This window comes from Thalassospira sp. MCCC 1A01428, assembly GCF_002115825.1.
Lineage (GTDB): Bacteria > Pseudomonadota > Alphaproteobacteria > Rhodospirillales > Thalassospiraceae > Thalassospira.
In genome coordinates this window covers 69600-94736 of record NZ_JFJZ01000016.1, presented here as the reverse complement: position 1 = coordinate 94736, position 25137 = coordinate 69600, and the positions used below count along the sequence as shown (strand labels likewise).

At 52.0% G+C, this 25137-nt stretch carries 24 protein-coding genes; 9 read left to right on the top strand and 15 right to left on the bottom strand.

Annotated elements, in window-relative coordinates:
* Nucleotides 1–15: 15 nt before the first annotated feature.
* Nucleotides 16–750, bottom strand: a complete 735-nt coding sequence (locus tag THS27_RS13990; RefSeq protein WP_085591877.1) for a TetR/AcrR family transcriptional regulator — start codon at nucleotides 748–750, stop codon at nucleotides 16–18.
* A 267-nt stretch (nucleotides 751–1017) separates the two neighbouring features.
* Here THS27_RS13990 and THS27_RS13985 point away from each other — a divergent pair, with 267 nt between their 5' ends.
* Together THS27_RS13985 and THS27_RS13980 are read left to right on the top strand one after the other, a co-directional pair.
* On the top strand, nucleotides 1018–1908 hold the full coding sequence (locus THS27_RS13985; protein WP_210402909.1) for a GyrI-like domain-containing protein: 891 nt from the start codon (nucleotides 1018–1020) through the stop codon (nucleotides 1906–1908).
* Between the two features lie 170 nt (nucleotides 1909–2078).
* A complete protein-coding gene (locus THS27_RS13980) occupies nucleotides 2079–3443 on the top strand; it encodes a DUF2254 domain-containing protein (protein WP_085591875.1) in 1365 nt (454 codons plus the stop codon).
* 7 nt (nucleotides 3444–3450) lie between these two features.
* On the opposite strand, the gene THS27_RS13975 is transcribed toward THS27_RS13980, so the two are convergent.
* Nucleotides 3451–3894, bottom strand: a complete 444-nt coding sequence (locus tag THS27_RS13975) for an Lrp/AsnC family transcriptional regulator (RefSeq protein ID WP_139835584.1) — start codon at nucleotides 3892–3894, stop codon at nucleotides 3451–3453.
* Nucleotides 3895–4036: 142 nt separating this feature from the next.
* On the opposite strand from THS27_RS13975, the gene THS27_RS13970 reads away from it, so the two are divergent.
* Complete coding sequence (locus THS27_RS13970; protein WP_085591871.1) at nucleotides 4037–4936, top strand: DMT family transporter; 900 nt, start codon at nucleotides 4037–4039, stop codon at nucleotides 4934–4936.
* A gap of 111 nt (nucleotides 4937–5047) precedes the next feature.
* Here THS27_RS13970 and alaS read toward each other — a convergent pair whose 3' ends face one another.
* The 5 genes from alaS to THS27_RS13945 form a co-directional block, all read right to left on the bottom strand.
* Entirely contained in the window at nucleotides 5048–7702 is a 2655-nt protein-coding gene (alaS, locus tag THS27_RS13965; protein ID WP_085591869.1) for an alanine--tRNA ligase, read from the bottom strand.
* Between the two features lie 111 nt (nucleotides 7703–7813).
* A complete protein-coding gene (locus tag THS27_RS13960) occupies nucleotides 7814–8338 on the bottom strand; it encodes a GNAT family N-acetyltransferase (protein WP_085591867.1) in 525 nt (174 codons plus the stop codon).
* Nucleotides 8339–8352: 14 nt separating this feature from the next.
* Nucleotides 8353–8658, bottom strand: a complete 306-nt coding sequence (locus THS27_RS13955; protein WP_085591865.1) for an NIPSNAP family protein — start codon at nucleotides 8656–8658, stop codon at nucleotides 8353–8355.
* Nucleotides 8659–8762: 104 nt separating this feature from the next.
* A complete protein-coding gene (locus THS27_RS13950) occupies nucleotides 8763–8903 on the bottom strand; it encodes an entericidin (RefSeq protein WP_085591863.1) in 141 nt (46 codons plus the stop codon).
* A gap of 226 nt (nucleotides 8904–9129) precedes the next feature.
* On the bottom strand, nucleotides 9130–10179 hold the full coding sequence (locus tag THS27_RS13945) for an alpha/beta fold hydrolase (RefSeq protein ID WP_085591861.1): 1050 nt from the start codon (nucleotides 10177–10179) through the stop codon (nucleotides 9130–9132).
* A 215-nt stretch (nucleotides 10180–10394) separates the two neighbouring features.
* On the opposite strand from THS27_RS13945, the gene THS27_RS13940 reads away from it, so the two are divergent.
* Entirely contained in the window at nucleotides 10395–11432 is a 1038-nt protein-coding gene (locus tag THS27_RS13940) for an AraC family transcriptional regulator (protein WP_085591859.1), read from the top strand.
* Nucleotides 11433–11535: 103 nt separating this feature from the next.
* Here the strand turns inward: THS27_RS13940 and THS27_RS13935 are convergent, their stop codons facing one another.
* The 8 genes from THS27_RS13935 to THS27_RS13900 form a co-directional block, all read right to left on the bottom strand.
* The gene (locus tag THS27_RS13935; protein WP_085591857.1) at nucleotides 11536–11712 is read right to left on the bottom strand and encodes a DUF1328 family protein; all 177 of its coding nucleotides are present in this window, start codon (nucleotides 11710–11712) and stop codon (nucleotides 11536–11538) included.
* A 122-nt stretch (nucleotides 11713–11834) separates the two neighbouring features.
* On the bottom strand, nucleotides 11835–11975 hold the full coding sequence (locus tag THS27_RS13930) for an entericidin (protein ID WP_085591855.1): 141 nt from the start codon (nucleotides 11973–11975) through the stop codon (nucleotides 11835–11837).
* Nucleotides 11976–12218: 243 nt separating this feature from the next.
* Nucleotides 12219–12779: a GNAT family N-acetyltransferase gene (locus tag THS27_RS13925; protein ID WP_168184898.1), complete on the bottom strand. Its 561-nt coding sequence runs from the start codon at nucleotides 12777–12779 to the stop codon at nucleotides 12219–12221.
* A 438-nt stretch (nucleotides 12780–13217) separates the two neighbouring features.
* A complete protein-coding gene (locus THS27_RS13920) occupies nucleotides 13218–14831 on the bottom strand; it encodes a BCCT family transporter (RefSeq protein WP_085591851.1) in 1614 nt (537 codons plus the stop codon).
* 594 nt (nucleotides 14832–15425) lie between these two features.
* Nucleotides 15426–16256: a 7-carboxy-7-deazaguanine synthase QueE gene (gene queE, locus THS27_RS13915; RefSeq protein ID WP_371455639.1), complete on the bottom strand. Its 831-nt coding sequence runs from the start codon at nucleotides 16254–16256 to the stop codon at nucleotides 15426–15428.
* Entirely contained in the window at nucleotides 16253–16609 is a 357-nt protein-coding gene (queD, locus tag THS27_RS13910; RefSeq protein WP_085591849.1) for a 6-carboxytetrahydropterin synthase QueD, read from the bottom strand. The genes queE and queD overlap by 4 nt, the downstream gene beginning before the upstream one ends.
* Nucleotides 16610–16920: 311 nt before the next feature.
* Nucleotides 16921–17652: a 7-cyano-7-deazaguanine synthase QueC gene (gene queC, locus THS27_RS13905; protein ID WP_085591847.1), complete on the bottom strand. Its 732-nt coding sequence runs from the start codon at nucleotides 17650–17652 to the stop codon at nucleotides 16921–16923.
* Between the two features lie 145 nt (nucleotides 17653–17797).
* A complete protein-coding gene (locus THS27_RS13900; RefSeq protein ID WP_085591845.1) occupies nucleotides 17798–18739 on the bottom strand; it encodes a class I SAM-dependent methyltransferase in 942 nt (313 codons plus the stop codon).
* Between the two features lie 776 nt (nucleotides 18740–19515).
* On the opposite strand from THS27_RS13900, the gene THS27_RS13895 reads away from it, so the two are divergent.
* The 5 genes from THS27_RS13895 to THS27_RS13875 all read left to right on the top strand — a co-directional run bounded on the left by THS27_RS13895 (nucleotide 19516) and on the right by THS27_RS13875 (nucleotide 25094).
* The gene (locus THS27_RS13895) at nucleotides 19516–21174 is read left to right on the top strand and encodes a peptide ABC transporter substrate-binding protein (protein WP_085591843.1); all 1659 of its coding nucleotides are present in this window, start codon (nucleotides 19516–19518) and stop codon (nucleotides 21172–21174) included.
* A gap of 77 nt (nucleotides 21175–21251) precedes the next feature.
* Complete coding sequence (gene oppB / locus THS27_RS13890) at nucleotides 21252–22172, top strand: oligopeptide ABC transporter permease OppB (protein WP_085591841.1); 921 nt, start codon at nucleotides 21252–21254, stop codon at nucleotides 22170–22172.
* Nucleotides 22172–23089, top strand: coding sequence for an ABC transporter permease subunit (locus THS27_RS13885; protein WP_085591839.1), 918 nt, complete (start codon nucleotides 22172–22174; stop codon nucleotides 23087–23089). Before oppB ends, THS27_RS13885 begins: the two co-directional genes overlap by 1 nt.
* 14 nt (nucleotides 23090–23103) lie before the next feature.
* The gene (locus THS27_RS13880) at nucleotides 23104–24105 is read left to right on the top strand and encodes an ABC transporter ATP-binding protein (RefSeq protein WP_085591837.1); all 1002 of its coding nucleotides are present in this window, start codon (nucleotides 23104–23106) and stop codon (nucleotides 24103–24105) included.
* Nucleotides 24102–25094: an ABC transporter ATP-binding protein gene (locus tag THS27_RS13875; protein ID WP_085591835.1), complete on the top strand. Its 993-nt coding sequence runs from the start codon at nucleotides 24102–24104 to the stop codon at nucleotides 25092–25094. The genes THS27_RS13880 and THS27_RS13875 overlap by 4 nt, the downstream gene beginning before the upstream one ends.
* Nucleotides 25095–25137: the final 43 nt, after the last annotated feature.

Genomic DNA, 25137 nt, shown 5'->3' with positions numbered 1-25137 from the left:
TAATAGGTCCTGAGCCTAGTCACCGGCATCAACTGGCGCAATCGGTGTCATAGGCGCGAAATGCTGGGGCATATAGTGCTGGCCCAGACCGTAAATTACGTCCTGGGCCGCATCGGCCTGCCAACCCGCCCCGACCAAAATGGCGGTTAACCCGTCACAAAAGGTAGGCAACGCATTTTCGCGCAGCAGGCGGCCATAATGGGCATCGGTAATTTCAGAAAGTGCCAGCGCATTCATGCCAAAGGACAAGGCCCAACTGCCCAGATTAAGGGTACGCCCACGATCACGCGAATAATTCTGGCCCAATACCGGTGCCGCCTGATCCAGAAAATCCTGAAACATGCGGGTGGCATCGGCAACCTTGCGCAAAAAATCCTGATGGCGGCCAACCGTGGCCCGTCGCCACACCGATGGCGACATTGCCAGATATTCCATTTCAAATAATTCGGGGTTTTCGATGGAAAAAAGAATATCAAGCAGGCTGGCGACAATGAATTTTTCCAAAGCAGAACCATCATGGTCCCGTGCGGTTTCCAGAAACGCCGTTCGCCTGGCCCCGGCGCGCAAGGCAAGTCCTAACAAAAGGTCTTCCTTGCTGGCGAAATGAACATACAGCGTCCCCACCGAAATACCGGCCGCGCGCGCCAGATCCGACATTTTTAAATCAAAAAATCCATACTCACTGATCAGGTCCTGCGCACAGTCCAGAATAACCGTTTCGCGTTGCTGTCGCTTTTCCTGCTTTACCATCCACTACCTTGCCGGACCGAAAATGACTAAAAATCGAATTTTGTTCATTTTTTAATATCAGGCAATCGTCTTTTTTGCAAAGCTGCTCCACACTGGAAAATGTTCTTTTAATTTCAATGATGTGTGAAAAAAATTGCATTCCCCGACAGGTACCATCGCGGACCTGTCGCAATTTTTTCACATATTGCGCAATAACGGACAGGTTTGCAGGCCCGGCTTATGGCACCATCCGGGGCTATAACAACGGCACAATAAAGGGCGGCACAATTGCAAAACTATCTGGAACGGTTTCGCCGTGTCATGCGCTATATCGACGATCATTTGGCCGAAAACCTGAACGGCGAAAAACTTGGCACCGTCGCTGCCTGTTCGCGGTTTCATTTTCACCGCCAGTTCAGCGCCCTGTTTGGCATTAATCCCGGCCGCTATGTTCAGCTTGCCCGGTTTGAACGCGCCACCCGGCAGTTGGCCTATCGGCCACATGTGTCCGTTTTCGATATTGCACTTGATTGCGGGTTCGACAGCCCGGAATCCTTTAGCCGGGCCTTTAAAAAACTGCACGGGCAATCGCCGTCCGATTTTCGTAAAAACCCACAGTGGGATGTCTGTTCCTCCATCTATCAGCCCCTAATAGACGCGCGGAGTAAAACCATGCCTGACAATATTCCCACCCCCGTCATCGAAATTGTCAATTTTCCACAAACCCGGGTGGCAACCCTGCGCCATCAGGGGGACCCGGCCCATATTGGCAATAGTATTCGTCCGTTTATTAATTGGCGAAAACGCAACCACCTGCCACCACATAAAAACGCGACCTTTAACATCATTCATACCAACCCCGAAGAAACGCCCGTGGCTGATTTCGTTCTGGATTTGTGTGTGGCCACCTCAATTGCCATTTCCTCCAATCCCGAGGGGGTATTTGAACAGATTATGCCGGCCAACCGCTGTGCCCGCATTCGCCATATTGGCCCCGATCAGGATTTAAACCGGTCAATCATCCCCGTTTATGCACAATGGATGCCCCAAACCGGCGAACTTGCCGGTGACTACCCGTTATTTTTTCAACGTATCGCGTTTTTCCCCGATGTTCCCCGCCACGAAGCCATCACCGATATTTATGTACCCCTTGCCATCCCGCGACAGGATGCATCGTAAGCCCACCTTCACCCTTTGTGGGAACTGCAAGCGTGTGAAAACGTTTGGTTTACAGGGGCACGGGCATTTTGCCCGCTTGCATTAGTTGTTCTCACCTGCCAGCGGCACGTAATATGTCCTGATTTATTCATCAGCTTTACGTCACATGCAGGTGACACTGGGAAAACCATATGTTTGAACGCCTGATCCGCATCTGGGAACGTCTGCGCCACAGTCTGTGGATTTTGCCATTGTTATTCGGGTTTGTCGGGGCATTTCTGGCCACCTGTATCATGTTTTTACCCGGCCTGCCCTTTGAACAGACCCTAAAACCCCTATGGCCGATTTTTTCCGACACCAGCGATATTCGCAATATGATCGGCATGTTGTTACCTGCCCTGGTCACCATGTTTACGCTGGCCCTGTCGATCACGATGGTGGTGCTCACACTGGCCGCCCAAAATCTTGGCCCACGCCTGATTCGCAATTTTCTGGGTGACCATGCCACCCAAAGCGTAATTGGCATTTTTGTTGCCAATATTACCTTTCTGATCACCGTCCTGTTGATGATGGGCGATATTGGCAAACAAAACGATGTCGCCCAACTGGCCGGGCTTGTCGGGGCATTTATATTTGTCATCAGCCTGTTTTCGCTGATTATTTTTGTTCATCACCTGGGTCGATCGATTGTTGCTGATCAGGTGATCATCCAGGTTGGCGACAGACTGGAAACCATTATATCTGAAACCCACGACCGGTTGGGCCATGCCATTATCGAGGCCCGCAACGCCGCAACCGTTATTCCCGCAGCCCTTGAAATTGATGCCAAATATGCCATTCAGGCAAAACAGTCCGGTTACATTCAGGGAATTGATTATGACGGGCTCTGCCAAAAAATCGCACTCCACCACGCCAGCGTCGAACTTATTCGGCAGCCCGGTGAACACGTCATAAAGGATGAAATCATCGGTAGAATTACCTGTGATCGCGATATGATTGAAACCTTGTGCCCGGCAATTAACGAGGATGTTGCCAAAACGGTGATGATTGGCAATTACCGCACCGCCGCGCTCGATATTGAATTTTCGCTGCGCCAGATTGTTGAAATCGCATTACGTGCCTTGTCCCCTGGCATCAACGACCCGTTTACGGCCATCGCGTCGGTTTATCGACTGGGTCGGGCCATGCGCCACACCCTGGCATTTGTTTACCCCGCCGGGTTATGGATGGATGATCACAACATCGCCCGCCTTAGTGGCCCCATTTCCGATTTCAGTGGCATGTTAAGTGCTGCAATTGACCAGATAAGACAGGCTGCCGTGCAAAAGCCCGATGTGCTCATTCCAATTGCCGAGGTGCTTGAAGGTTTGATCCCGTTTATCAGCTCGGCCCGCCAGCGCGACGAAATTCGCCGTCAGGCCCAAATCATCATCAATACCGCCCGGCGCGAAATTGGCGAACCTGACGATCGCCGTGATGTGGAAAAAGCCGCCCGTCGGGTTCTACGATCCAGCGCACAATGGCAGGAAACCCCATTGGAAACCGGCCAAAACTAAGAAAAAACTAGTCCCGAATGAAGGGGGGCATACGGCGTTCCACCGGTTTGGCTTTCACAATTGATGTATTGGTTTCCGCTTTATCAACAATTTGATCCAGCAATCCATCAAGCTCGGCGACACTGCGCACATATAAACGCGCCACAAAGCAGTCATCGCCCGTTACTTTGTCGCATTCGCCAAATTCGGGAATTTCACAAATAAGCTGTTCAACAATATGCAGCTTTCCCGGCAAAGGACGAATACGCACAATTGCCTGCAACGGATATCCCAGGGCTTCGGGGTTTATATCAACGGTAAACCCCCGTATTACTCCGCGTTCTTCAAGGCGACGCACCCGGTCCGCCGCGGCCGGGGCCGACAAACCAACCCGGGCGGCCAGCTCTTTTTGTGACATGCGCGAATCAGCTATCAACGCGTTTAGTATTTTTTGGTCTGTTTCGTCCATCACCTTATCTTCTTTCGATTTGTCCTAGTTTGACCTTTATTAAAAAGGCAAAACTGTAAAAACTTCAACTTCAAACCATATAACAGAAACAGAAAAACCGCGAAAATACCGCCATCACATATTTTCAGATGCGCGGAGAGTTCCGATGAATGAAAAGACACGCGGCACAATCGAAATGGCAACTGCCATGATGATTTTAGGCACCATTGGCTGGTTTGTAATCGTTTCAGGGCAGTCAGCCATAAATGTTGTTTTCTGGCGCTGTACCTTTGGCGCGGTTGCCCTGGTTATCATATGCGCGGCCTTTGGCCTGTTACGCGGGCATTTAACCTGGCGTACTTTGTTATGGTCGGCTCTGGGCGGCGGGGCTATTGTTACGAACTGGCTGTTGCTGTTTGCTTCTTTTAAAATGGCATCCATCTCTATTTCCACCGCCCTTTATAACACCCAGCCCTTCATTCTTTTGGGGTTAGGTGCCCTGTTTGCAGGGGAAAAAATAACAGCAAACAAGCTGCTATGGCTTGGGGTGGCGTTTGGTGGGCTGTTGTTGATTATTGCTGGCAACAGCAATGGCAAGGACACCAGCATCACGCAATTTTCAGGGGTTTTTATGGCATTGGCTGCCGCGTTTTTCTGGGCTGTTGCCACCATCATCACCAAAAAACTGAAAGGCACCCCGCCACATCTGATCGCGCTGATACAGGTTTGTGTTGGCCTTCTGATGCTGGCCCCGTTTGCCAGCTTTGATAACCTGCCCGCCACTGCCTTTTCCTGGTTGGCACTAATCACTATTGGCGTGGTTCATACCGGGCTGATCTATGTGCTGATGTATAGCGCCGTTCAAAAACTGCCCACACACCTGCAAGGTTCATTGACCTTTTTGTACCCTGTTGTCGCCATACTGGTGGACGTCATTGCCTTTGACCATCGTCTAAGCCCCGGTCAAATTGCCGGTGCTGCGGCAATTTTACTGGGGGCAGCCGGAATGAATCTGGGCTGGCGCATCTTTACCGACAAAGCCGTTTGCCCCAAAGAACTGATCTGATTGACAGGGTTCAGCACAAACAACACCCGCAAACGAAAAACCCCGCTACAGAAACGCAACGGGGTTTTTCGTTTGATATCAGCAAAACAGCACAACGGTTGTGCCGAAAATTTAACCGGCCAGTTTGGCTTCAATCGCGGCCAGTGCCTGTGCGGCCTTGTCACCATCGGGCCCACCGCCCTGTGCCATATCAGGGCGGCCACCACCGCCTTTACCACCCAGTTCGGCCACACCAATGCGCAGCAAATCAACCGCGTTATGGGTTGCGACCAAATCTTCGGTCATACCAACCACGATGGATGCCTTGCCGCCGTCAAGTGCGATCAGGGCAGCAATGCCCGATCCCATCTGGCTGCGCAATTCATCGACCATGCCTTTAAGTTCCTTGGCCGGAATACCTTCAAGAACACGGAACGAAATTTTAACGCCGTTAATTTCCTTGAAACCTTCGGTACCGCCGGCGCCACCAGCACCGCCGGTCGCCAGTTTTTTGCGCAAATCGGAAACTTCGCGTTCCAGACGGCGACGTTCATCCTGAAGGGCGCGCACACGTTCGGGCACATCTTCGGGAACGGCTTTCAAATCACCTGCGACAGACTGCAACAAACGGTCACGATTTGCCATGTAATTGGCAGCATCAGCCCCGCTCAGGGCTTCGATCCGGCGCACACCGCTGGAAACCGCCCCTTCGGAAACAATTTTAAACTGGCCAATATCGCCCGTACGTTTGACGTGCGTGCCACCGCACAATTCCAGCGAATAGGCAAAGGATTTGTCTTCGGGCAGGCCCATGGAAACAACACGAACTTCATCGCCGTATTTTTCACCAAACAGTGCCATAGCGCCCAGTTCAATCGCTTCATCCGGGGTCATCAAACGGGTGACGACTTCGGTATTTTCGCGAACAAGGCGGTTCACATCGGTTTCGATCACGGCAATTTCTTCGGCTGTGACGGGTTTGGGGTGCGACACATCAAAACGCAAACGATCCGGTGCGACGAGCGACCCTTTCTGGGTGACGTGGCCGCCCAGATGTTTGCGCATCACAGCATGCAACAAATGCGTTGCCGAATGGTTGGCACGCAGGCTGGCACGGCGGATATGGTCCACCTTGAATTCGGCTTCATCGCCGGTTTTAATTTCACCCGACACAACCTTGCCCATATGCACATGCAGGCTGCCCAGTTTTTTCTGGGTATCGGCAATTTCAATCACCGCGCCCTTGGCGGTTTTGATCACACCGGCATCACCCTGCTGGCCACCGGACTCACCAAAAAACGGTGTCTGATTGGCCAAAATGGCAACGGCATCGCCAGCTTTGGCTATGTCGGTTTCCTTACCATCCACGATGATGGCCGTAATGACGCCTTCGGCACTTTCCGTTTCATAACCCAGAAATTCGGTCGCACCCAAACGGTCATTCAAATCGAACCAGACTTCCTCGGTTGCCGCTTCACCCGAACCTGACCATGCCGCACGGGCCTTGGCCTTTTGTTCTTCCATGGCGGATGAAAAACCGCTTTCGTCAATTTCGATCTTGCGCGGTTTAAGGGCATCGGCGGTTAAATCAAGCGGGAACCCATAGGTATCATACAGCTTGAACGCCACTTCGCCTGGCAGAACTGCGCCTTCGCCCATATCAAGCGTCGCGTCGTCCAGCATTTTCAAACCACGGTCGAGCATGGTTTTAAAGCCGTGTTCTTCCAGCTTCAGTGTTTCTTCGATCAATGCCTGCGCACGAACCAGTTCGGGGTAGGCTGCCCCCATTTTACGGACAAGCGCCGGAACCAGCTTATACATCAGCGGATCTTTGGTGCCGATCATGTGCAAATGGCGCATCGCACGACGCATGATACGGCGTAACACGTTACCGCGGCCGGCATTGGACGGCAAAACACCATCGGCAATCAAAAAGCTGGTAGAACGCAAATGGTCGGCAACCACGCGGTGCGACACATTAAACGGCCCGTCGGGGTCGGTATTGGTCACATCGGCCGATGCTTCGATCAGGGCGCGCATCAAATCAATGTCGTAATTGTCGTGCTTGCCCTGCAACACGGCAGCAACGCGTTCCAGCCCCATGCCGGTATCGATTGACGGTTTGGGCAGGTCCAGACGGGTGCCATTGGCCAGCTGTTCATATTGCATGAACACCAGGTTCCAGATTTCGATGAAACGGTCGCCGTCTTCATCCGCACTGCCCGGGGGGCCACCCCAGATATGATCGCCATGATCAAAGAAAATTTCCGAACACGGGCCACACGGGCCGGTATCGCCCATGGACCAGAAATTGTCCGAGGTCGGAATCCGAATGATACGGTCATCCGTCAGTCCGGCAATTTTCTTCCAAAGACCGTGGGCCTCGTCATCGGTATGATAGACGGTCACCAGCAATTTATCTGCCGGAAGGCCATATTCCTTCGTGATCAGGTTCCAGGCGAATTCAATCGCGTTTTCCTTGAAATAATCGCCGAACGAAAAATTGCCCAGCATTTCAAAGAACGTGTGATGGCGCGCCGTATGCCCCACATTTTCAAGGTCGTTATGTTTGCCCCCGGCCCGCACGCATTTCTGCGAGGTGGTCGCACGCGAATAATCGCGTTGCTCCTGCCCGGTGAAAACATTTTTAAACTGTACCATCCCTGCGTTGGTAAACATCAGGGTCGGGTCATTGCGCGGCACCAACGGGCTGGACGGAACGACCTCGTGGCCGTTCTTGCGGAAAAATTCCAAAAACGTGGTGCGAATATCGTTAACGGTCTGCATCTCTCTCCAACCCGGAAAACGCGGAACAAAACACCCACCTTGACTGCGGGTTGACTGCACTGTTTAACGGCTCGCTTCTGCCCTGTCCAGTCGGGGAAAAGGGCTAAACCCTTAAAAGCGGCGTTTCAAGCAATATCGGTTCATTTCAGGAACGAATTCCTGCGTTTCAAAACCGGACTTTTCAAGCAATCTGCGTGACGCGGCATTATCCGGGTGTGCAAAGGCGGTTAATACCGGCAAGCGATAAATATGCGCCGCATAATGCAATGATGCCTCTAAAAGCTCGGTTGCAAATCCCTGGCCCCAGGAATCGGGATGGAAATAATATCCCACTTCCGGTCCCCATCCGGGATCAAAGGGATCAGTGTAAACACCACCCCACCCGATTATGGTCCGGTCTGATTTTTTCCGGATCACCCAGGGCGCAAAGCCATCACGACGGCGAAACCATTCATGCACCAAAACCCGTTTGCGGCAGTCTGCAAAGGTTTCATCAATATGGGTGAACTGCATGGCGGCATGGTTGCCAAGAAAGCCAAATAACGCCGCAACGTCGCTTAATCGCGCCTGCGACAATAACAAACGATCGGTTTCAACGGGTTCCCGCCCTGCTGTCTGTGGGGCATCATCGGCCATCTCCCACCCCAAATTTAGTCAAGAACCGGGCGCATGAAGCTGCGTTCATAGCTGATGATGGAACGGTTTTTCTTTTCAAGTTCCAGCGTTGCGATGCAATCGGCATCATCGGCCATCTTGTTACGATAGGTTTCGTAAGCAGCAAGGCTTGGAAAGCTAAACAACGCATAGGCAATGTTGCTGGCCCCTTCATGGGGCAGAAAATACCCGTGATGTGTGCCGCCCATGCGGTTAACAATGGGAATCCAGCGCCGGGCATAATCCTCGAATTCGGGGATTTTATGCATATCAACCACGTATTTCAAATAACAGGTAATCACGACAACCCTCTTTGGAACACAACACATCAACGTCTTGCAGCACGGCAACAATACAACGTGCTTCACCGGCATATCCGGTGCGACGGGCGCAAATGTGTATAATGTTAATTCGCCTTTTTCTGGATATTTTGCCCCAGCTTCTCCAGATCCTTGCCAAACCCGTCGGCAGTTTCACAACCTGCCAGCGCAACACCAAATGCCATCATCACCAAAATTACCACAGCATTGCGGATCCACTTTTCCATTACCCGTATTCTCCTGCTTTCGCACAAAGCACATAAAACGTCACAACAAGGATCATACGCCAGCCCCGAACAGGTAACCGGCGCAATGAACCCGATTTGATTAATGCGCAAAATATAACGAAATCATGCCCGCACCCTACAAAAATTGCGGTCCTGTTATTGTGATAACGGCATTTTCAACCAAAACCGGCAAACCGGCCCCATAACGGGCGACAAAACCCGCTGGTCAAAGTTTCAGAAATGCGGCAATTGCCTTGATAATCTGGTAATGCACCTCTTTTCGGCTGGTGCCTTGCGGGTCGGTACAAACCGGGTCGTCATCGTCGGCTTGTTTTAATATTTCGGCGGCACCTGGCACACATTCCGCCAGAAATGTCAGGTGGAATGCCGGGCTGAAAACCACTTGCGACGCATTTTTCATTTTCGCCACAAGGTTACTTCCCGTTGGCCCCACATCCCCCGCTTTCCAGCCATTTTCGCCACCAAGGCCAATGAACAAAACCGGGGCGGTAACGGCGGCAAGGCTGCTATTGTTAACCGCATAGGTCATGCCCGGTTCGATGGCAACGATCTGGCCGATACGCCCATCGCGAGACGTTGCCGAAAAATCAGCGGGAAGGTGGCTAAAATCGACCCCGCCTTTGCGATAAAACCGGCAGTCTTGCGCCTGATCACCAAGTTTCGCACAATATTCGGCCATCAATTCAGGATCAAATCGGGCACCGGCCAGGTTTAAGACGGTTGTGCCGCCAAGCGAAAACCCCACAGCAGAAATACGGGACGGGTCGATATACGGTGCAAATTCGGGATTGGCGAGGATCTGATCAAGGGCGGCGGAGATATCGGCTGATCGTTGACCAACATACATGGTACGTCGAGGCGATGAATCGCCGCTGGTTGTGCCCGGATGGTTAACCGCCAAAACAATCGCCCCGCGCAACGCCAGCTGTGATGATAACCAGCCAATTTGGTCCATATTACCGCCAGAACCATGCGAAAACACCACCAGCGGATGGCGGCCCGGCGCAATGGCCGCGCCAATATAAGCCTCGGTTGCTTGCCATATCGGGCTTTTGCCAACCGGTGCATGATAAATGTGTGTCCCGGCAGGATACCAGACCGATGCCGAAAGTGGCTGCGAACGATGGGCCGTCCGCACATCAAACCGGTCGTAACCGGCATAATCACCGGCTGGTGGGTTCCCCGCCAACGCCGCCGATCCAGCCAATAACCACAACCCGGTAGCCATACCCAAAACAGATGTTAGATATTTCATGATCTCAATCCGTGTTTTAAATTTCAACGGTTTGAAATTGCCCTGTTATGACACATCGTTGCGTCCTGAAACCGGTTTTAGGACACGCAAAACCGGTTTTAGAACCCGTTCTGCATATGTCTTCCTTGTCGAAAACTGGTATGAAACCTGTTGAACCTGATTAAACCCGGCAAAAGCCGGTTGAACCCCGATGGCCGTAAAGTGAAATCTCTCTGATGCTTGTTTTACCGCTGCCCATGATCATTGCCCTGGTGTTGGCTTTTTTGTTTCTGCGCAATATTTCGCGCAGGCGCGGGCAACCTTTTTTACTGGTATTGCTCGTGGCTTGCGCAGTGCAAAGTGTGATTACGTCGCTTGTGCAATATTACGGCATAACAGCACTTCGCTGGCTTCAACCTGTTACAGCATCGCTTATTCCCGCCATTGTCTGGGTGGCCTTTCTTGAAAGCTGCCTTCGGGTTCAAACCCGGATCAGGGATTACCTTCATCTGCTGGTCCCGGTGCTGGTTATCACCTGCATTTTTCTTATGCCGATGGCCATTGATGCCCTGCTGATCATGCTGTTTACCGGGTATGGTATTGCCATTTTGACAATGCTGCATGTCATGAAGGACGATCTGGCCCATACGCGCCTGTCGGCGGGGCATTTGCCCGCCACAATATGGCGTGTAATCGCTGTGGCGCTGATCATATCGGCAGGTGGCGATGCGCTGATCAGCCTGTCGCTGGCTTACGGCTTTGTCGCTTTTCCCGGCTGGATTTTAAGCATTTCATCCTCGGTTGCGTTGCTGGTAATTGGCTATTTGTGCCTGTCACACGATATCGAAACCAATTACGACACCGCCGACACAGCATCGGCAGCCCGAACACCCCAAACCACCGCTACCACCCCGACCGGCCAAACCGATCAGCACGCAAAAATCATGCATCAGCTGGCCGCCTTGCTTGATCGTGACCCGCTATATCTGGACCCGGACCTGACGCTGGCGCGCCTGTCGCGTAAAATGGGATTACCCCTTAAACAGCTTTCAACGGCGATCAATGCGGTTACAGGTGAAAATGTGTCGCGTTATATTAACGGCTACAGGGTTCGCCACGCCTGTTCGTTGCTGTTGCAGGGTCAAAACGTAACGACAGCCATGCTTGATAGCGGTTTTAACACCAAGTCAAATTTTAACCGGGAATTTTTACGCATTATCGGAAAGCCCCCTGGCGAATGGCAGCAAAACGGACAAAACGCGCAAAAAACATAACAAAAACTATCGCAAACCCACCTTCCAGACACAAAAACGGACCCTTTGCAGGGTCCGTTTTTGTGTCTGCGGTAATCACTTGATTACCTCTATACGTATCGGCCTAGACGGGCGGGCGGCGCCCCCGCAGGGCGTTGACCAGCAACGACACCACAAATAGAACGATAAAGACAAAGAACAGAATCTTTGCGATTCCAACAAATGTTCCGGCAAGCCCGCCAAAACCAAGAACGGCGGCCAGCAATGCCAAGACAAGACAGAAAATTGCCCAACCAAGCATCAAAATTCTCCTGTTGTTATTATATTTTCAGGCGGCCGGTAAATTTGCCCGTGTTTTCTGTTCAAGTTTTATACCAGCCGTCAGCCAAAACCGATCGGTCGCGAGCCTGCGCCCGGAAATAATCAGTTGGCGCCTTCCTGAATGTTGTCACCCAGCTTTTCGACATCCTTGCCAAAACCGTCAGCGGTTTCACAAGCGGCCAACCCCATGCCAAAACCGGCAATGATGGCCAAAGCAAAAAAGCGTTTCAAGAAAGTAGACATGATGTTCTCCTGATCCTTGATCTTGAGATTGTTTTGTATTCTCTACACACCATCTCAAACGCGGGATGATGTTTCTTGTTCCGCACAAAAGATTGCAATAAGCATGACTTGCGGCTTTTTGACTCAAAATCACTTCAAAAACCGCGGTATTCTGCGATTGAGACAAATCGTGATCATTTTGGGGCAAGATCGGGCAGATACAGTTTTCACACGGGCATCAAATGTTAATGCCGCTTTCGGGTTTTATGTGAAGGCTTCCGTAATGGTATTTTCCGCCACCAGCGGCTTTCGCATGAAAACACTGTTCTCATCATCCTGATACGGACCGAATGGCACACAACGAACAAAACCAAGCGACTGATAAAGCAAAATTGCCGCCGTTGATTTGACACCTGTTTCCAGATAAATCGCCTGATACCCCGATTTACGGGCATTATCCTCGATACAAACCATGATCTGTCGGGCAACGCCCTGCCGCCTTGCCAGCGGGTCGACAAACAAACGTTTGATTTCCACTGTTCCGGCCCCTTGCCCCGCCGCAGGCAGAGATGGCAACATGCCCGATATTTCGGTGCCATGATCAGGCATGGGTATGAGCATGGGCACATAGCCACCGCATCCGACAATCTGGCCGCTGGTTTTATCACAAGCAGCAAAAAAACGTGCCCCCTGCGCGATCAAATGCTGTGCGCTTGTCCCCGAACGATCCAGCCCCGGATAAAGAGAGGCACTGCGATGATCTGCCTGTTGAAACAGATTTTTAATCGCGGGATGATCGGGGGATTGAAGACGTAAAATGACCATGGGAAACCCTGTCGCCGGAACGAAAAAACGAAAACCTGAAACATGCGCCATTGCCACATGGCACGCGCATCAGACTGACCCGTTTGAAAAAACGAGTCCACCCACCCGCCAAAGCTGCCGATAGCGCATCAATATCAATTGCGCCCCAAGGACGTGGCGCAACAATGGGGAAGTATTTACCAGGTACAGACAACACGAAATATTGCCTGTGCCCGCCGCACAGGATCGGCGAATACAACATTTTTTGTGTCTGGTACGGGAAATTTCAGTGTAACTGCCAGGCTGGTTACCCCGCCATTACGCACTACGATCATGCTGGTAGCAAGGACAAACTGCACCATTCACATGACCAAAGACAGAGAAAAGAAAATTGGCATCAAACCAACAACACCCCGTGTAAATGCACGGGGTGTTGTTGGTTAAATTCGGCTTTTTAGATTAGCGCGGTTCGCTTGCCAAACCTTTGACGATGGCATAACAGGCAAGCAACAAAACAAAGGTAAAGGGGAAGCCTGTTGAAACCGCCATTGCCTGCAACGCCCCCAATCCGCCGCCTAGCAGAAGTGCAATAGCAACCAGTCCTTCAAAGCTGGCCCAAAAAACACGCTGGGGAAGCGGCGCGTCAACCTTGCCACCCGCCGTAATCGTATCGATCACAAGCGATGCAGAGTCCGACGACGTGACGAAAAAGACAATCACCAGACAAATACCAATGAATGACGTGATCGCCTGAAGCGGTAATGCCTCAAGCATTGAAAACAGTTTAAGTTCGAGCGGTGCATCAACAACGGCCTGATACCCGTCATTGACGATCTGGCTGATTGCAGTGCCGCCAAAGGCTGTCATCCAGAATACCGAAACAAGCGACGGAATAATGAGAACACAAACAATGAACTCGCGAACCGTTCGCCCCCGCGAAATCCTGGCAATAAACATACCAACAAAAGGAGACCACGAAATCCACCAGGCCCAGTAAAAGGCGGTCCAGCCATCGCGGAAATTGTCATCCGTACGGCCAAAGGGGTTCGACAATTCGGGCAAATAGCGGGCATATTCGTAAAGGTTGGTGAAAAAGCCTGAAATGATTGCCCAGGTCGGACCGACAAGCACCACAAACAGAAGCAGCAATGCTGCCAGCACCATATTGATTTCTGACAGGCGCTTTACACCCGCATCAAGGCCCGCCACGACGGATACCAGCGCAATGCCTGTGATGCCGACGATCAGCAATACTTTTGAGACTTCATTAACCGGCAGGCCAAAAACGTGATGAAGGCCTGCATTGGCCTGCTCTGCCCCGAAACCCAATGACGTGGCAAGGCCAAAAAGCGTCGCGAAAACGGCAAGAATATCAATAATGTGACCAGGCCACCCCCATATCCGCTCGCCAAACACCGGATAGAATATCGAGCGCATCGTCAAGGGAAGGCCCTTGTTATACGAGAAAATCGCCAGCGACAGCGCCACGATGGCATAGATCGCCCAGGGATGCAGGCACCAGTGAAAGATGGTTGCAGCCATCCCCAGATGCCGGGCTTCCAGGGCATTGCCTGGTGCACCGCCAAGTGGCGCCCAACTTGCTGCTGTTCCTGCATTTTCTGCGAAGGATGATGAAAAATGCGAAATCGGCTCCGAGACGCCGTAGAACATCAGGCCGATGCCCATCCCCGCTGCAAACAGCATGGCAAACCAGCCGGAATAGGAATAATCCGGCGTTGCATCTTGTCCCCCGATCCGAACCTTGCCATAGGGCGAAACAATCAGAAACAGGCACAGCAGGACAAAAACATTGCCTGCAAGAAGAAAGAACCAGTCAAATGTCGAAGTAAGCCAGTCCCGTAGTTCGTTAAATACGGCGCCCGCCTGATTTTGAAGCGCCAATGTCAGCAGGACAAAAGCAACAATCGTCAATCCGGATATCACGAAAACCGGATTATGAATATCAAGGCCAAATGGGCCAATCTGTTTGGAAATATTATCCTGACCAATGACATAATCGGTCTCGATTACCTCTGAATCACCCTCTGGCGCGGGTATACCAGTCTCACTCATATACTGCCCTCCTCTGCCTGATTGCCCCCGAATATTTTGAGGCTTTGATTATTTTATTTTTTATATTTCCAATCACCTAAAAGGTGCGAACCCTGCCGTTTCATGAGTTTCGTCAGATATTCATTTTGGAATAAAAAAGATTCTCATCTTTTTAATGAAATGCAGAACCCAAAGCAGCGGCAGAAGGGAAATATTGCGTTTCGACGCCGCGCACCTTTCACCGGAACAAAAGACCATGTGAAAAGGCACCTTCAAAAAAATAAACCCAAAAGTTTATTATTTGCAAGGTTGACATAACCATTGCGGTGCAAATTGAATATTTGCGACAGAATGTTGGTACATTTGCGCGTTTTCTGTATAGGGCAATGCCAAAAGCCCACAATACTGGCCGATAAAAAAAGCAACCGCAGATCACAAGCCAGCGACATTGACCAAAGCTTGTTGACCGAAACCGGTTAACAAGCCGCTTACCCGGCGGGCGGACGCGACGAAGCCTTTGTCTTTCGCAGCATGGGTAGCGCAACACCGTCGCACCTATCGAATTATCGATGCGTTCTTCTCATCGATAATGGGTATAAAACAGGAAAAAAGCCGTTAAACCCCGCGCAAATTACCCCATACATGGACATGCCATTGCGGCACGACACGCACATCAAACCAGCCTTTTTGCGACACCTGATCTACCAGCCAGCGGTATTTTTCGGTCAGGGCATCAATATCGACGCCATTTGCCCCGTCGGGATGCGGGGCAGCAGGGGTGGCATTTACCGGTTGCAGATAGCACGGAATATCGGCATGTAACTGCCGCACATGATTGGCAAACGCCAGGTCATCGTCGTCTGCTACGGGAAATTTCAACGTAATGGCGGGCCCGGCTCCCTCGCCCTTGCGTGCTGCGACAATGCAGGCAGCAAGATCATCGGCCTTAAAAACGGTACCACTTGAGGGCGGCTTGGGGCTTAGGGTCAAATGATCAAGTTTGGCAAACCATGAGCGTGCGATGCTGCCCTGGGTTTCAATGGCAAAGGTAAAGCCCTGTTCATGCCCCTGATCAATCAGGGTTTCCAGCGGCTGAATGGCCGGGTTTCCGCCGGAAAGTGTCACTAACACAGGCCGGTCATTGGACAGTTCGCAAACCCGGGCCAAAATGCCATTCGCATCCATTGGCTGCCAGTCGGCACGAAAGGCCGGGTCCACGGCATATAATGTATCGCACCACGAACACCGAAAATCACACCCGCCGGTACGGACAAAAACCGTCGGCATCCCCAAAAGCGCACCTTCCCCCTGAACCGTGGGGCCGAATATTTCGGAAATGCGAATTTTGCCGTGCTGGCGCACTTTGTCGCTGTCGCCATCCATAACGGGGTCAGCCACAGACGAACAACCCGGTGCAAGCAAGGTAGGGGCGCTGTGCTGGCTCATGGGCGATATTCCGCCCAGGTTTTAGGGGTTTCCGACACCCGGACAGCGGAAACCTCCGGCCAGCGGCCCTTGGCCCAGTCATAAAAAAACTGCGCCAGGTTTTCAGCCGTGACGTGATCATGACCCAGAACATCATTTAAATGGCGATGATCAAATTCATCGTCAATCAGGCGTTTTAGCGGGGTCAATTCGCGATAATCGCGCACAAAACCCCGGCTATCAAGCGTTGCAGCCTGCAATTCAATCTCGACAATATAATTATGCCCATGCAGGCGCGCACACGGATGATCCTGCGAAAGCCCCCCCAGAACATGAGAGGCCGAAAAGGCAAACTGCTTGGTAATTCTGAACATTTATTGGCTCTGTTATACGGCGCGGTCCGGGCGTTTCAAACCTGGCTGGGTATGACACATCCGGTCGCGCAAAATTTACACGGTATCATCCATGGTTAATCCCGCCCCCAAACAGGGCCGCATTAACCGGTGTTAGAAATAGCCATAATCGTGCGGTGACCCGTTGTTGCGCCCGGCGAAAATGCCTTTTTTGCAAGACCCGTAAAGATAACAAGGCTACCGGTTAGCCAACAGGTGCCGGAATTTTCAAACGTGCAAGGCTGGCACATGCTGTGTACCACGCCCGGCATGTTTTTGCCTTCCGGGGCGGATCAAACCTTGGGGGCGTTTTCTGCCATTTTGCGCATGGCATGTTCAGCACGGGCCTGTTTCCAGTATTCACGGTCAATATAAACCGTCGGGTCCGGTACACGGGCCAGTTCCAGCGCCTCGCGACGTTCAACACAGGTACCACAACGCCCGCAATGAACTTCTTCCCCTTTATAACACGACCATGTCCGGTCAATCGGCACACCCAGCCGTCCGGCTTCGGCGGCGATATCGGCCTTGGTCGCGTTGATAAACGGTGTATAGAGACGGATTTTCGCAACACCGTCCAATGCGTGGTTTTGCATTTTCTGAAAGGCGTCGATAAAGTCGGGCCGACAATCGGGATAGATAAAATGGTCACCGCCATGCATGGCCGCGGCAACCGCGTCAGCACCGGCACTGGCCGCCGCACCAAACGCCACTGACATCATAATGGCATTACGATTGGGCACCACGGTAATCCGCATGGTTTCTTCTGCGTAATGGCCATCTGGCACAGCAACATCGTCGTTGGTCAATGACGACCCCGTCAGCAATGCGCCAACCGGTGTTAAATCAACCACATGATGGCGAACCCCCAAATCCCGGGCGGCATCAGCGGCGAAATCCAGTTCCTTTTTATGGCGCTGACCATAATCAAAGGAAATCAGGGCGTACAGACTGTGTTCACGCGCAACCTTATGCGCCAATGTAACAGAATCCAGCCCGCCCGAACAGACGACGATGGTTTTCATTATCCCAAACCTTTGCGTGTTTTTTACCTGGTGCTACGACAGGGGGAGCCATTACGCCGGTTTTTCAACCCGACAGAACGGCTCGCCAAGCTTTCCATCTCGCACGTGCAGCAAAAAAAGGCAAGTTTTTTTGACCTATTAAAGTTTAAGTCCCCCTACTACCGGATAGGATATGAAAGCATACAGGCACCCGAAAATAAGCCTCATCAACAAATTGCGTCAATTCTGCCCGCATGGCAGCATCAATTGCCAAACACCGTTTTTCCCCGGCATGACGCAAATATGGCCCAAACAGCATTTCCATCTGCGGTCGCCAGAAGGCCGCATTTTCGGGAATGCGCCCCACGGGGGCCCGGGTGGAAAGCGATATATCGGTAAATCCGGCCTGTCTCATCCGTGCACGTGATGTTTCCGGATCAGCAAACCCGAACAAATTCAAGCCGGCACTGTCAAATCCAACGCCGATTTCAGCACGCAAAACCTTATCCATTGCAATAAATAACGGGTTATCCGCCATGGGGGCCCACACCATAAACCCGGCCCTGCCCCCAGGCACCAAAACACGATAACTTTCAGCAAGAGCCAAATCCGGCCGATGACAAAACATCACACCAAACCGGCACGATATGGCATCAAACGTCCGAGCCGCAAACGGCAAGGCTTCCATGTCCGCCGTAACGACATTCAGGTTACCAATGCCTTCAGCCACGGCGCGTGCGGCCAATCCGCGACACATGCCTGGCACAATATCAGAGGCAACAACCCGGCCCGCCAGCGCTGGTATAGCCCCGTCGGCACCGTTCCCCTTGCCTTTGTTTCCACCCGTACCAGCGGCACTATCGTCACCACGGCCGGTTGTATTCCCGGCCAGCATCTGCGCAATCGAAAATGCCGGTTCCCCAACCCCCGATGCCAGATCAAGCACCTGCAAATCCCGGCCCGGGGAAGCCGCAGCAAGGGCTGGCAGATTAAGGACATCAATCAGGTAACGATTAATTTTTCCGGCCTGCGCAGCAAGACGGTCCGCCCAGTTAAGCCAGTCAGCCGAAAGGTCTTGCCAGACATTAGGCGGGTTGTTCTTGGTCATGCATTTTTCCTGCCCTGCAAATTTTGTTTTTAACTGACGCAACGATCATTAAGCAGATCGTCAACCCGTTTGGACTAACAATACCTGTGCATGGTTTTCAGGAAATTGTTTTCTATCACAGGCAACAAAACCGCCCAATTTTCATGAAAACCGCTTACAGCTAAATGCCCATAAATTTAGCAAACTGCCTGTTTTAAAGGCAACCTTCCGCGATGATGTGAACAAAATCACTGCATGAAAAAAGATGTTTAGAATCATCCAGTCATGTCACATTGCCCAACTGAAAATCTTCGTCGTCGAATCGGTTAACGCGATTTTGCTATTTTGAGAATTAATTATTTATTTTCAAACGCTTATTCCAGAAAAAATCACATGAACACCGGGGTTTCCCTACCCATTCGCCCAGAAGGTGATTAGCAAAAAATTTATGCGCGCAACCCAGAAGGCAGGAAAATACATAGCTTGATCAAGCATATGGGCGGTTTAGGCCAGCCTGGTTGCCATGCTTTATCAAGCCTTGCGCAGCAACGGTTTAGCCAAATCTCATGACATTGTACTACGCCCCAACAGGCGCAACTAAAAATCGCCAATTGGTTGTATTTGGAAATATCACCTAAAATTATCTCAATTTTGCGCAAATAATTTTCAATTGTTTCCAATTTATGGAATTGCCGCTTGCAGGAAACAATGTTTGTCATCAGTATTTTCGCGTACGCATTAGTGGGGATGCTTCCCGCTCCAGGGCGACCAAACAAAAACAAAGGGAGACATACTGAATGTCATTCATCACGAAGACCAAAGGGGGTCTCGTGCACGGCTTCTTTAATTCGTCACGAGCTTTCCTTATCGGCACTGGCCTTCTTGCAAGCAGCATGGCTGCACTCGCGCCGGTTGCAGCACAGGCTGAAATGGTGCTGAACCGTGGCAATGGCTCCGAGCCGGGCAGCCTTGATCCGCAAATTGCCGAAGATGTTCCAGCCTCGCACATTCTGCGTGATCTTTATGAAGGCCTGGTTGGCGAAGAAGCCAGCGGTAAAATTGTACCGGGCGAAGCCGAAAGCTGGAAAGTCAGCGAAGACGGCCTGACCTACACCTTCAAAATCCGCGATGATGCCAAATGGACCAACGGCGACCCTGTTACAGCCGGCGACTTTGTTTATGCCTGGCAGCGCGCAGTTGATCCCAAAACCGGTTCTGAATATTCGTTCCTTCTGGCGCCGATCAAAAATGCCGATGACATTACATCTGGCAAAATGGAGCCAAAAGAACTCGGTGCCAAGGCAATTGACGACAAAACCCTTGAAGTGGACCTTGCTGGCCCGACCCCCTATTTCCTCGGTTTGCTGACCCACTCCATCAGCTATCCGGTAAACAAGGCTGCTGTTGAAAAATTTGGCGACCAGTGGACCCGCCCGGGCAATTCGGTCACCAACGGTGCCTTCAAACTGGACGAATGGAACCCGCAATCGCGCATCGTGCTAAGCAAAAATGACAGCTACTGGAATGCCGATAGCGTCAAGCTTGACAAGGTTATTTACTATCCGACCGAAAGCACCACCGCCGAACTGAAGCGTTTCCGCGCCGGCGAACTGGACTGGACCTATGAAGTCCCGAACGACCAGATCAAATGGATCCGCGACAACATGAACGACGAATTCGTCGTGTCGAACTATCTGGGCGTTTATTACTACGGCTTTAACATGACCAAGCCGCCGTTTGATAATGCCAAGCTGCGCGAAGCCTTTTCGCTGGCAATCAACCGCGACATCCTGATGGACAAAATCGTCACCGCTGGCGAAGTTCCCGCTTATGCCTATGTCGTGCCGGGCATGACCGGCTACACCCCGGTCTATGCCGATTTCAAGGACATGACCCAAAAGGAACGTAACGAAAAAGCTTACAAGCTGTATCAGGAAGCCGGTTATTCCAAGGATAACCCCGTTACTGTCGAAATTCGTTACAACACCAACGACAACCACAAGAAAATCGCCATTGCGATTGCCTCGATGTGGAAAAGCGTCTTTGGCGCCAAGGTCAACCTGGTTAACGAAGAATTCAAGGTCTTCCTTGAAACCCGTAAAGCCAAGGAAAAAACCCAGGTCTTCCGCGCTGGCTGGATTGGCGATTACAACGATCCCAACACCTTCCTGGAACTGTGGAAATCAGACTCCGGTTTGAACGATACCGGCTTTGACGACCCGGAATTTGACAAGCTGATGGACGAAGCCTCGAACGAGCAGGATTCCGAAAAACGGATGGAACTGCTGCGCAATGCCGAGGAAATCTTCCTGAAAGCCAACGCTGTTGCCCCGATCTATCACTATGTGACCAAGCACATGATCAAATCCTATGTCAAAGGCTGGGATGCCGATGGCAAAGGCCATGTCAACGTGATGGACCATGTTCGTTCGCAGTACCTGTATATCGAAAAATAATCGTTCGATTAACAGTCTGAACGCACTGTCCGCCGCGTAACCACCTTGCGCGGCGGACAGGCTTTGGGGATAACCAGATGCTTGGCTTTACGCTCAAACGATTGCTCGGGGCGATCCCGACGCTTTTTATCATTGTCACCCTGTCATTCTTTCTGATCCGCACCGCACCGGGCGGACCGTTTGACAAGGAACGTTCTGTCCCGCCCGAGGTCGCCGCCAACCTGAACGCCGTTTATCACCTTGATGAACCGTTATGGATGCAATATGGCCGCTATCTGGGTGATGTGGTACAGGGCGATTTCGGCCCGTCTTTCCAGTATCGCGACTTTACCGTGACCGAACTGATATTTCGTGGCTTCCCTGTGTCGCTGACATTGGGGGGATCGGCCATTTTTCTGGCTTTGATCTTTGGCACGCTACTGGGAACGCTGGCGGCTTTAAAACAAAACTCCAAACTTGATTACGCGGTTATGGCAACAGCCATGACCGGCATTACCATTCCAAACTTCGTTATGGCGCCGCTTTTAACCCTTATATTCGGGGTTTATTTACGCTGGCTACCTGTTGGCGGCTGGGAACAGGGGCTTGACCAGGTTGTTCTGCCCATTATCGCCCTTGCCCTGCCGCAAATCGCCTATATCGCCCGCCTCACCCGCGGCTCCATGATCGAGGTTTTACGATCCAACTTTGTCCGTACGGCCCGCGCCAAAGGCCTGCCGGAACGGGTCATGATCACCCGTCATGCCCTGAAAGCCGGTATTTTGCCGGTGGTTTCCTATCTTGGCCCGGCAAGTGCGGCAGTTATCACCGGTTCAGTTGTGATCGAACAGATTTTCTCCATCCCCGGGATCGGGCGTTATTTCGTCCAGGGCGCACTTAACCGCGATTACACGCTGGTGATGGGGGTCGTCATTTTCTATGGCACGCTGATTATTCTGTTCAATCTGTTGGTCGACCTTGTGTATGGCCTGCTCGATCCCAAGGTGAGGATGCAGTAATGTTTGCAAAAACCACACCCGGTTCCGCAACCGAGGCCGTCGATCTGGCCATGGCGGGCGGAAACGTCAAGGGCCGCTCTCTGTGGGAGGATGCCTTTCGCCGCCTGCGCGCCAACAAGGCCGCAATGGTCAGTGTAACCCTGCTGGTGCTGATCACCCTGACCGCCATCATTGTGCCAATGGTCCACCCCCATCCGTTTGATGAAATCTATTGGGACTACATTCAGGCCCCGCCCGATATTCAGGCCGGTTTCCTGTTTGGCACCGACACCAATGGCCGCGACCTTTTTGTTCGCTCCATGTATGGTATTCGGGTTTCACTGATGGTCGGCATTGTTGCCACCTCGGTTTCGCTGCTGATCGGCGTGACCTATGGGGCGATTTCCGGTTATATGGGCGGGCGCACCGACAACATCATGATGCGCATTGTCGATATCATGTATTCAATGCCCTTCATGTTTTTCGTCATCATGCTGATGGTGGTTTTTGGCCGTCACATTTACCTGATTTTTGCTGCCCTGGGCGCGGTTGAATGGTTGACCATGGCACGCATTGTGCGCGGTCAGGCGCTATCGATCAAAAACCGTGAATTTGTCGAGGCAGCACGGGCATCGGGCGTTTCAAACTTCAACATCATTCGCCGTCACATTGTGCCCAATGCGCTGGGCCCGGTGATTGTGTATGTCACCCTGACCATTCCACAGGTGATTCTGATTGAAAGTTTCCTGTCGTTTTTGGGGCTGGGTGTGCAAGAACCAATGACCAGCCTGGGTGTTTTGATTTCCGAAGGCGCGCAGCAAATGGAAAGTGCCCCCTGGACGCTGCTGTTTCCGGCAACAATCCTGGCTGCCATTCTGTTTTGCTTTAACTTCATCGGCGACGGGCTGCGCGATGCGCTTGACCCGCGTGACCGCTAAAGGAGCATGACGCCATGAGCAATATTCTTGACGTTCAGGGCCTGACAACGGTCTTTAAAACCCACGATGGCGATGTAAAAGCCGTTAATGATGTCAGCTTTTCAATCAAGGCTGGCGAAGCATTGGGTGTTGTCGGTGAAAGCGGATCGGGCAAAAGCCAGACATTTTTGTCGATCATGGGTCTTTTGGCATCAAACGGTTATTCGACCGGGTCGGCCAAACTGACCGGGCAGGAATTGATCGGCCTGCCCACATCCGACCTTAACAAGGTTCGCGGGTTGCGCATGTCGATGATTTTTCAAGACCCGATGACATCGCTTAACCCCTATATGCGCATTTCAAAACAGCTTTCCGAAGTGCTGGTACATCACAAGGGCATGAGCGAAAAAGACGCCCGTGCCAGCGCACTTGCGATGCTTGACCGCGTACGCATCCCCGAGGCCAGCAAACGGTTTGACATGTACCCGCACGAATTTTCGGGCGGGATGCGCCAGCGTGTTATGATCGCCATGGCTCTTTTATGTGAACCCGAACTTCTAATTGCCGACGAACCGACAACGGCACTTGATGTGACGGTGCAGGCACAAATTCTGGACCTGCTGGGCGATTTGAAACGCGATTTAAACACCGCGATTGTCATGATCACCCATGATCTGGGCGTTGTCGCCGGTATTTGCGACCATGTGCAGGTGATGTATGCCGGGCGCATTATTGAAAGTGCGCCGGTCAACGAACTGTTTGCCAACCCGCAACATCCCTATACCGCCGGGTTACTGGCATCGTCACCGCGCCTTGATGTGGTTAATAGCGACGAAAAACTCATCACCATTCCCGGCCAGCCGCCCAACCTGCAACGCCTGCCTGCCGGGTGCAGCTTTGCCCCGCGCTGCCCGCATGCGTTTGATCGTTGTATTGCTGAATTGCCCTTACCGCGAACAACCACAACAACAAGCAGCACCGATACCCCGCACATAAAAGCCTGCCACCTGGAAGACAACAAGGGACTTGCCGCATGACTGTTGAACCCGTTCTTCTGGATGTCAAAGACCTGAAGGTGCATTTCGATGTACCTGCGGGTGGTATTTTGTTCAAAAAAACTGTGCCGCTTAAAGCGGTTGATGGTGTCAGCTTTCAGATAAAATCTGGTGAAACACTCGGTGTTGTTGGTGAGTCCGGGTGTGGCAAATCCACCCTTGGGCGGGCCATTTTACGCCTGATCGAACCAAGTGCCGGTGAAGCCGTTTGGCTGGGCCGTGATCTGGCATCGATCAATCACAAACAGATGCAGGCCTTGCGGTCCGATCTTCAGATTATTTTTCAGGATCCGTTGGCATCGCTTGACCCGCGCATGACCATCGGCCAGATCATTGCCGAACCGCTGATCACGCACCGGCCCGAACTGACAAAGGCACAAGTGCGTGATGAAGTGCGCGAAATCATGGAACGCGTGGGGCTTCTGCCCGACATGATCAACCGCTATGCTCACGAATTTTCCGGCGGGCAGTGCCAGCGTATCGGTATTGCCCGGGCCATGATTTTGCGGCCCAAGCTGATTGTGTGTGACGAGGCCGTTTCAGCCCTGGACGTTTCCATTCAGGCCCAAATTGTTAACCTGTTGCAGGAATTGCAGCGCGAATTTGGCCTGGCTTTGCTGTTTATCAGCCACGACCTGTCGGTGGTGCGTCACATAAGCCATCGCATCCTGGTTCTGTATCTGGGCAACGTGATGGAGATTGCAGATCGCGATACCATTTATAACGCGCCCAAACACCCCTATACCAAGGCGCTGATTTCGGCTGTTCCCATCCCCGATCCGATTTTGGAACGCAACAAGGAACGCATTGTTCTAACCGGCGAACTGCCCAGCCCGATCAACCCGCCATCGGGATGTGTATTTCGAACGCGTTGCCCCTATGCACGGGAAAAATGCACAACCGATATCCCCGCTATCGAGGTTTTAGGCCCCAAACATCAGGTCGCCTGCCATTTCCACGACGAAATGTAAGATCAATCGGGATATGAACATCAAAAGGGGTCGTTCTTAAAAC

Coding starts and splice junctions, on each gene's coding strand:
- THS27_RS13990 (WP_085591877.1), bottom strand. CDS start 750: ATGGTAAAGCAGGAAAAGCGACAGCAACGCGAAACGGTTATTCTGGAC.
- THS27_RS13980 (WP_085591875.1), top strand. CDS start 2,079: ATGTTTGAACGCCTGATCCGCATCTGGGAACGTCTGCGCCACAGTCTG.
- THS27_RS13970 (WP_085591871.1), top strand. CDS start 4,037: ATGAATGAAAAGACACGCGGCACAATCGAAATGGCAACTGCCATGATG.
- alaS (WP_085591869.1), bottom strand. CDS start 7,702: ATGCAGACCGTTAACGATATTCGCACCACGTTTTTGGAATTTTTCCGC.
- THS27_RS13960 (WP_085591867.1), bottom strand. CDS start 8,338: ATGGCCGATGATGCCCCACAGACAGCAGGGCGGGAACCCGTTGAAACC.
- THS27_RS13950 (WP_085591863.1), bottom strand. CDS start 8,903: ATGGAAAAGTGGATCCGCAATGCTGTGGTAATTTTGGTGATGATGGCA.
- THS27_RS13945 (WP_085591861.1), bottom strand. CDS start 10,179: ATGAAATATCTAACATCTGTTTTGGGTATGGCTACCGGGTTGTGGTTA.
- THS27_RS13940 (WP_085591859.1), top strand. CDS start 10,395: ATGCTTGTTTTACCGCTGCCCATGATCATTGCCCTGGTGTTGGCTTTT.
- THS27_RS13935 (WP_085591857.1), bottom strand. CDS start 11,712: ATGCTTGGTTGGGCAATTTTCTGTCTTGTCTTGGCATTGCTGGCCGCC.
- THS27_RS13930 (WP_085591855.1), bottom strand. CDS start 11,975: ATGTCTACTTTCTTGAAACGCTTTTTTGCTTTGGCCATCATTGCCGGT.
- THS27_RS13925 (WP_168184898.1), bottom strand. CDS start 12,779: ATGGTCATTTTACGTCTTCAATCCCCCGATCATCCCGCGATTAAAAAT.
- THS27_RS13920 (WP_085591851.1), bottom strand. CDS start 14,831: ATGAGTGAGACTGGTATACCCGCGCCAGAGGGTGATTCAGAGGTAATC.
- queE (WP_371455639.1), bottom strand. CDS start 16,256: ATGAGCCAGCACAGCGCCCCTACCTTGCTTGCACCGGGTTGTTCGTCT.
- queD (WP_085591849.1), bottom strand. CDS start 16,609: ATGTTCAGAATTACCAAGCAGTTTGCCTTTTCGGCCTCTCATGTTCTG.
- queC (WP_085591847.1), bottom strand. CDS start 17,652: ATGAAAACCATCGTCGTCTGTTCGGGCGGGCTGGATTCTGTTACATTG.
- THS27_RS13900 (WP_085591845.1), bottom strand. CDS start 18,739: ATGACCAAGAACAACCCGCCTAATGTCTGGCAAGACCTTTCGGCTGAC.
- THS27_RS13895 (WP_085591843.1), top strand. CDS start 19,516: ATGTCATTCATCACGAAGACCAAAGGGGGTCTCGTGCACGGCTTCTTT.
- oppB (WP_085591841.1), top strand. CDS start 21,252: ATGCTTGGCTTTACGCTCAAACGATTGCTCGGGGCGATCCCGACGCTT.
- THS27_RS13885 (WP_085591839.1), top strand. CDS start 22,172: ATGTTTGCAAAAACCACACCCGGTTCCGCAACCGAGGCCGTCGATCTG.
- THS27_RS13880 (WP_085591837.1), top strand. CDS start 23,104: ATGAGCAATATTCTTGACGTTCAGGGCCTGACAACGGTCTTTAAAACC.
- THS27_RS13875 (WP_085591835.1), top strand. CDS start 24,102: ATGACTGTTGAACCCGTTCTTCTGGATGTCAAAGACCTGAAGGTGCAT.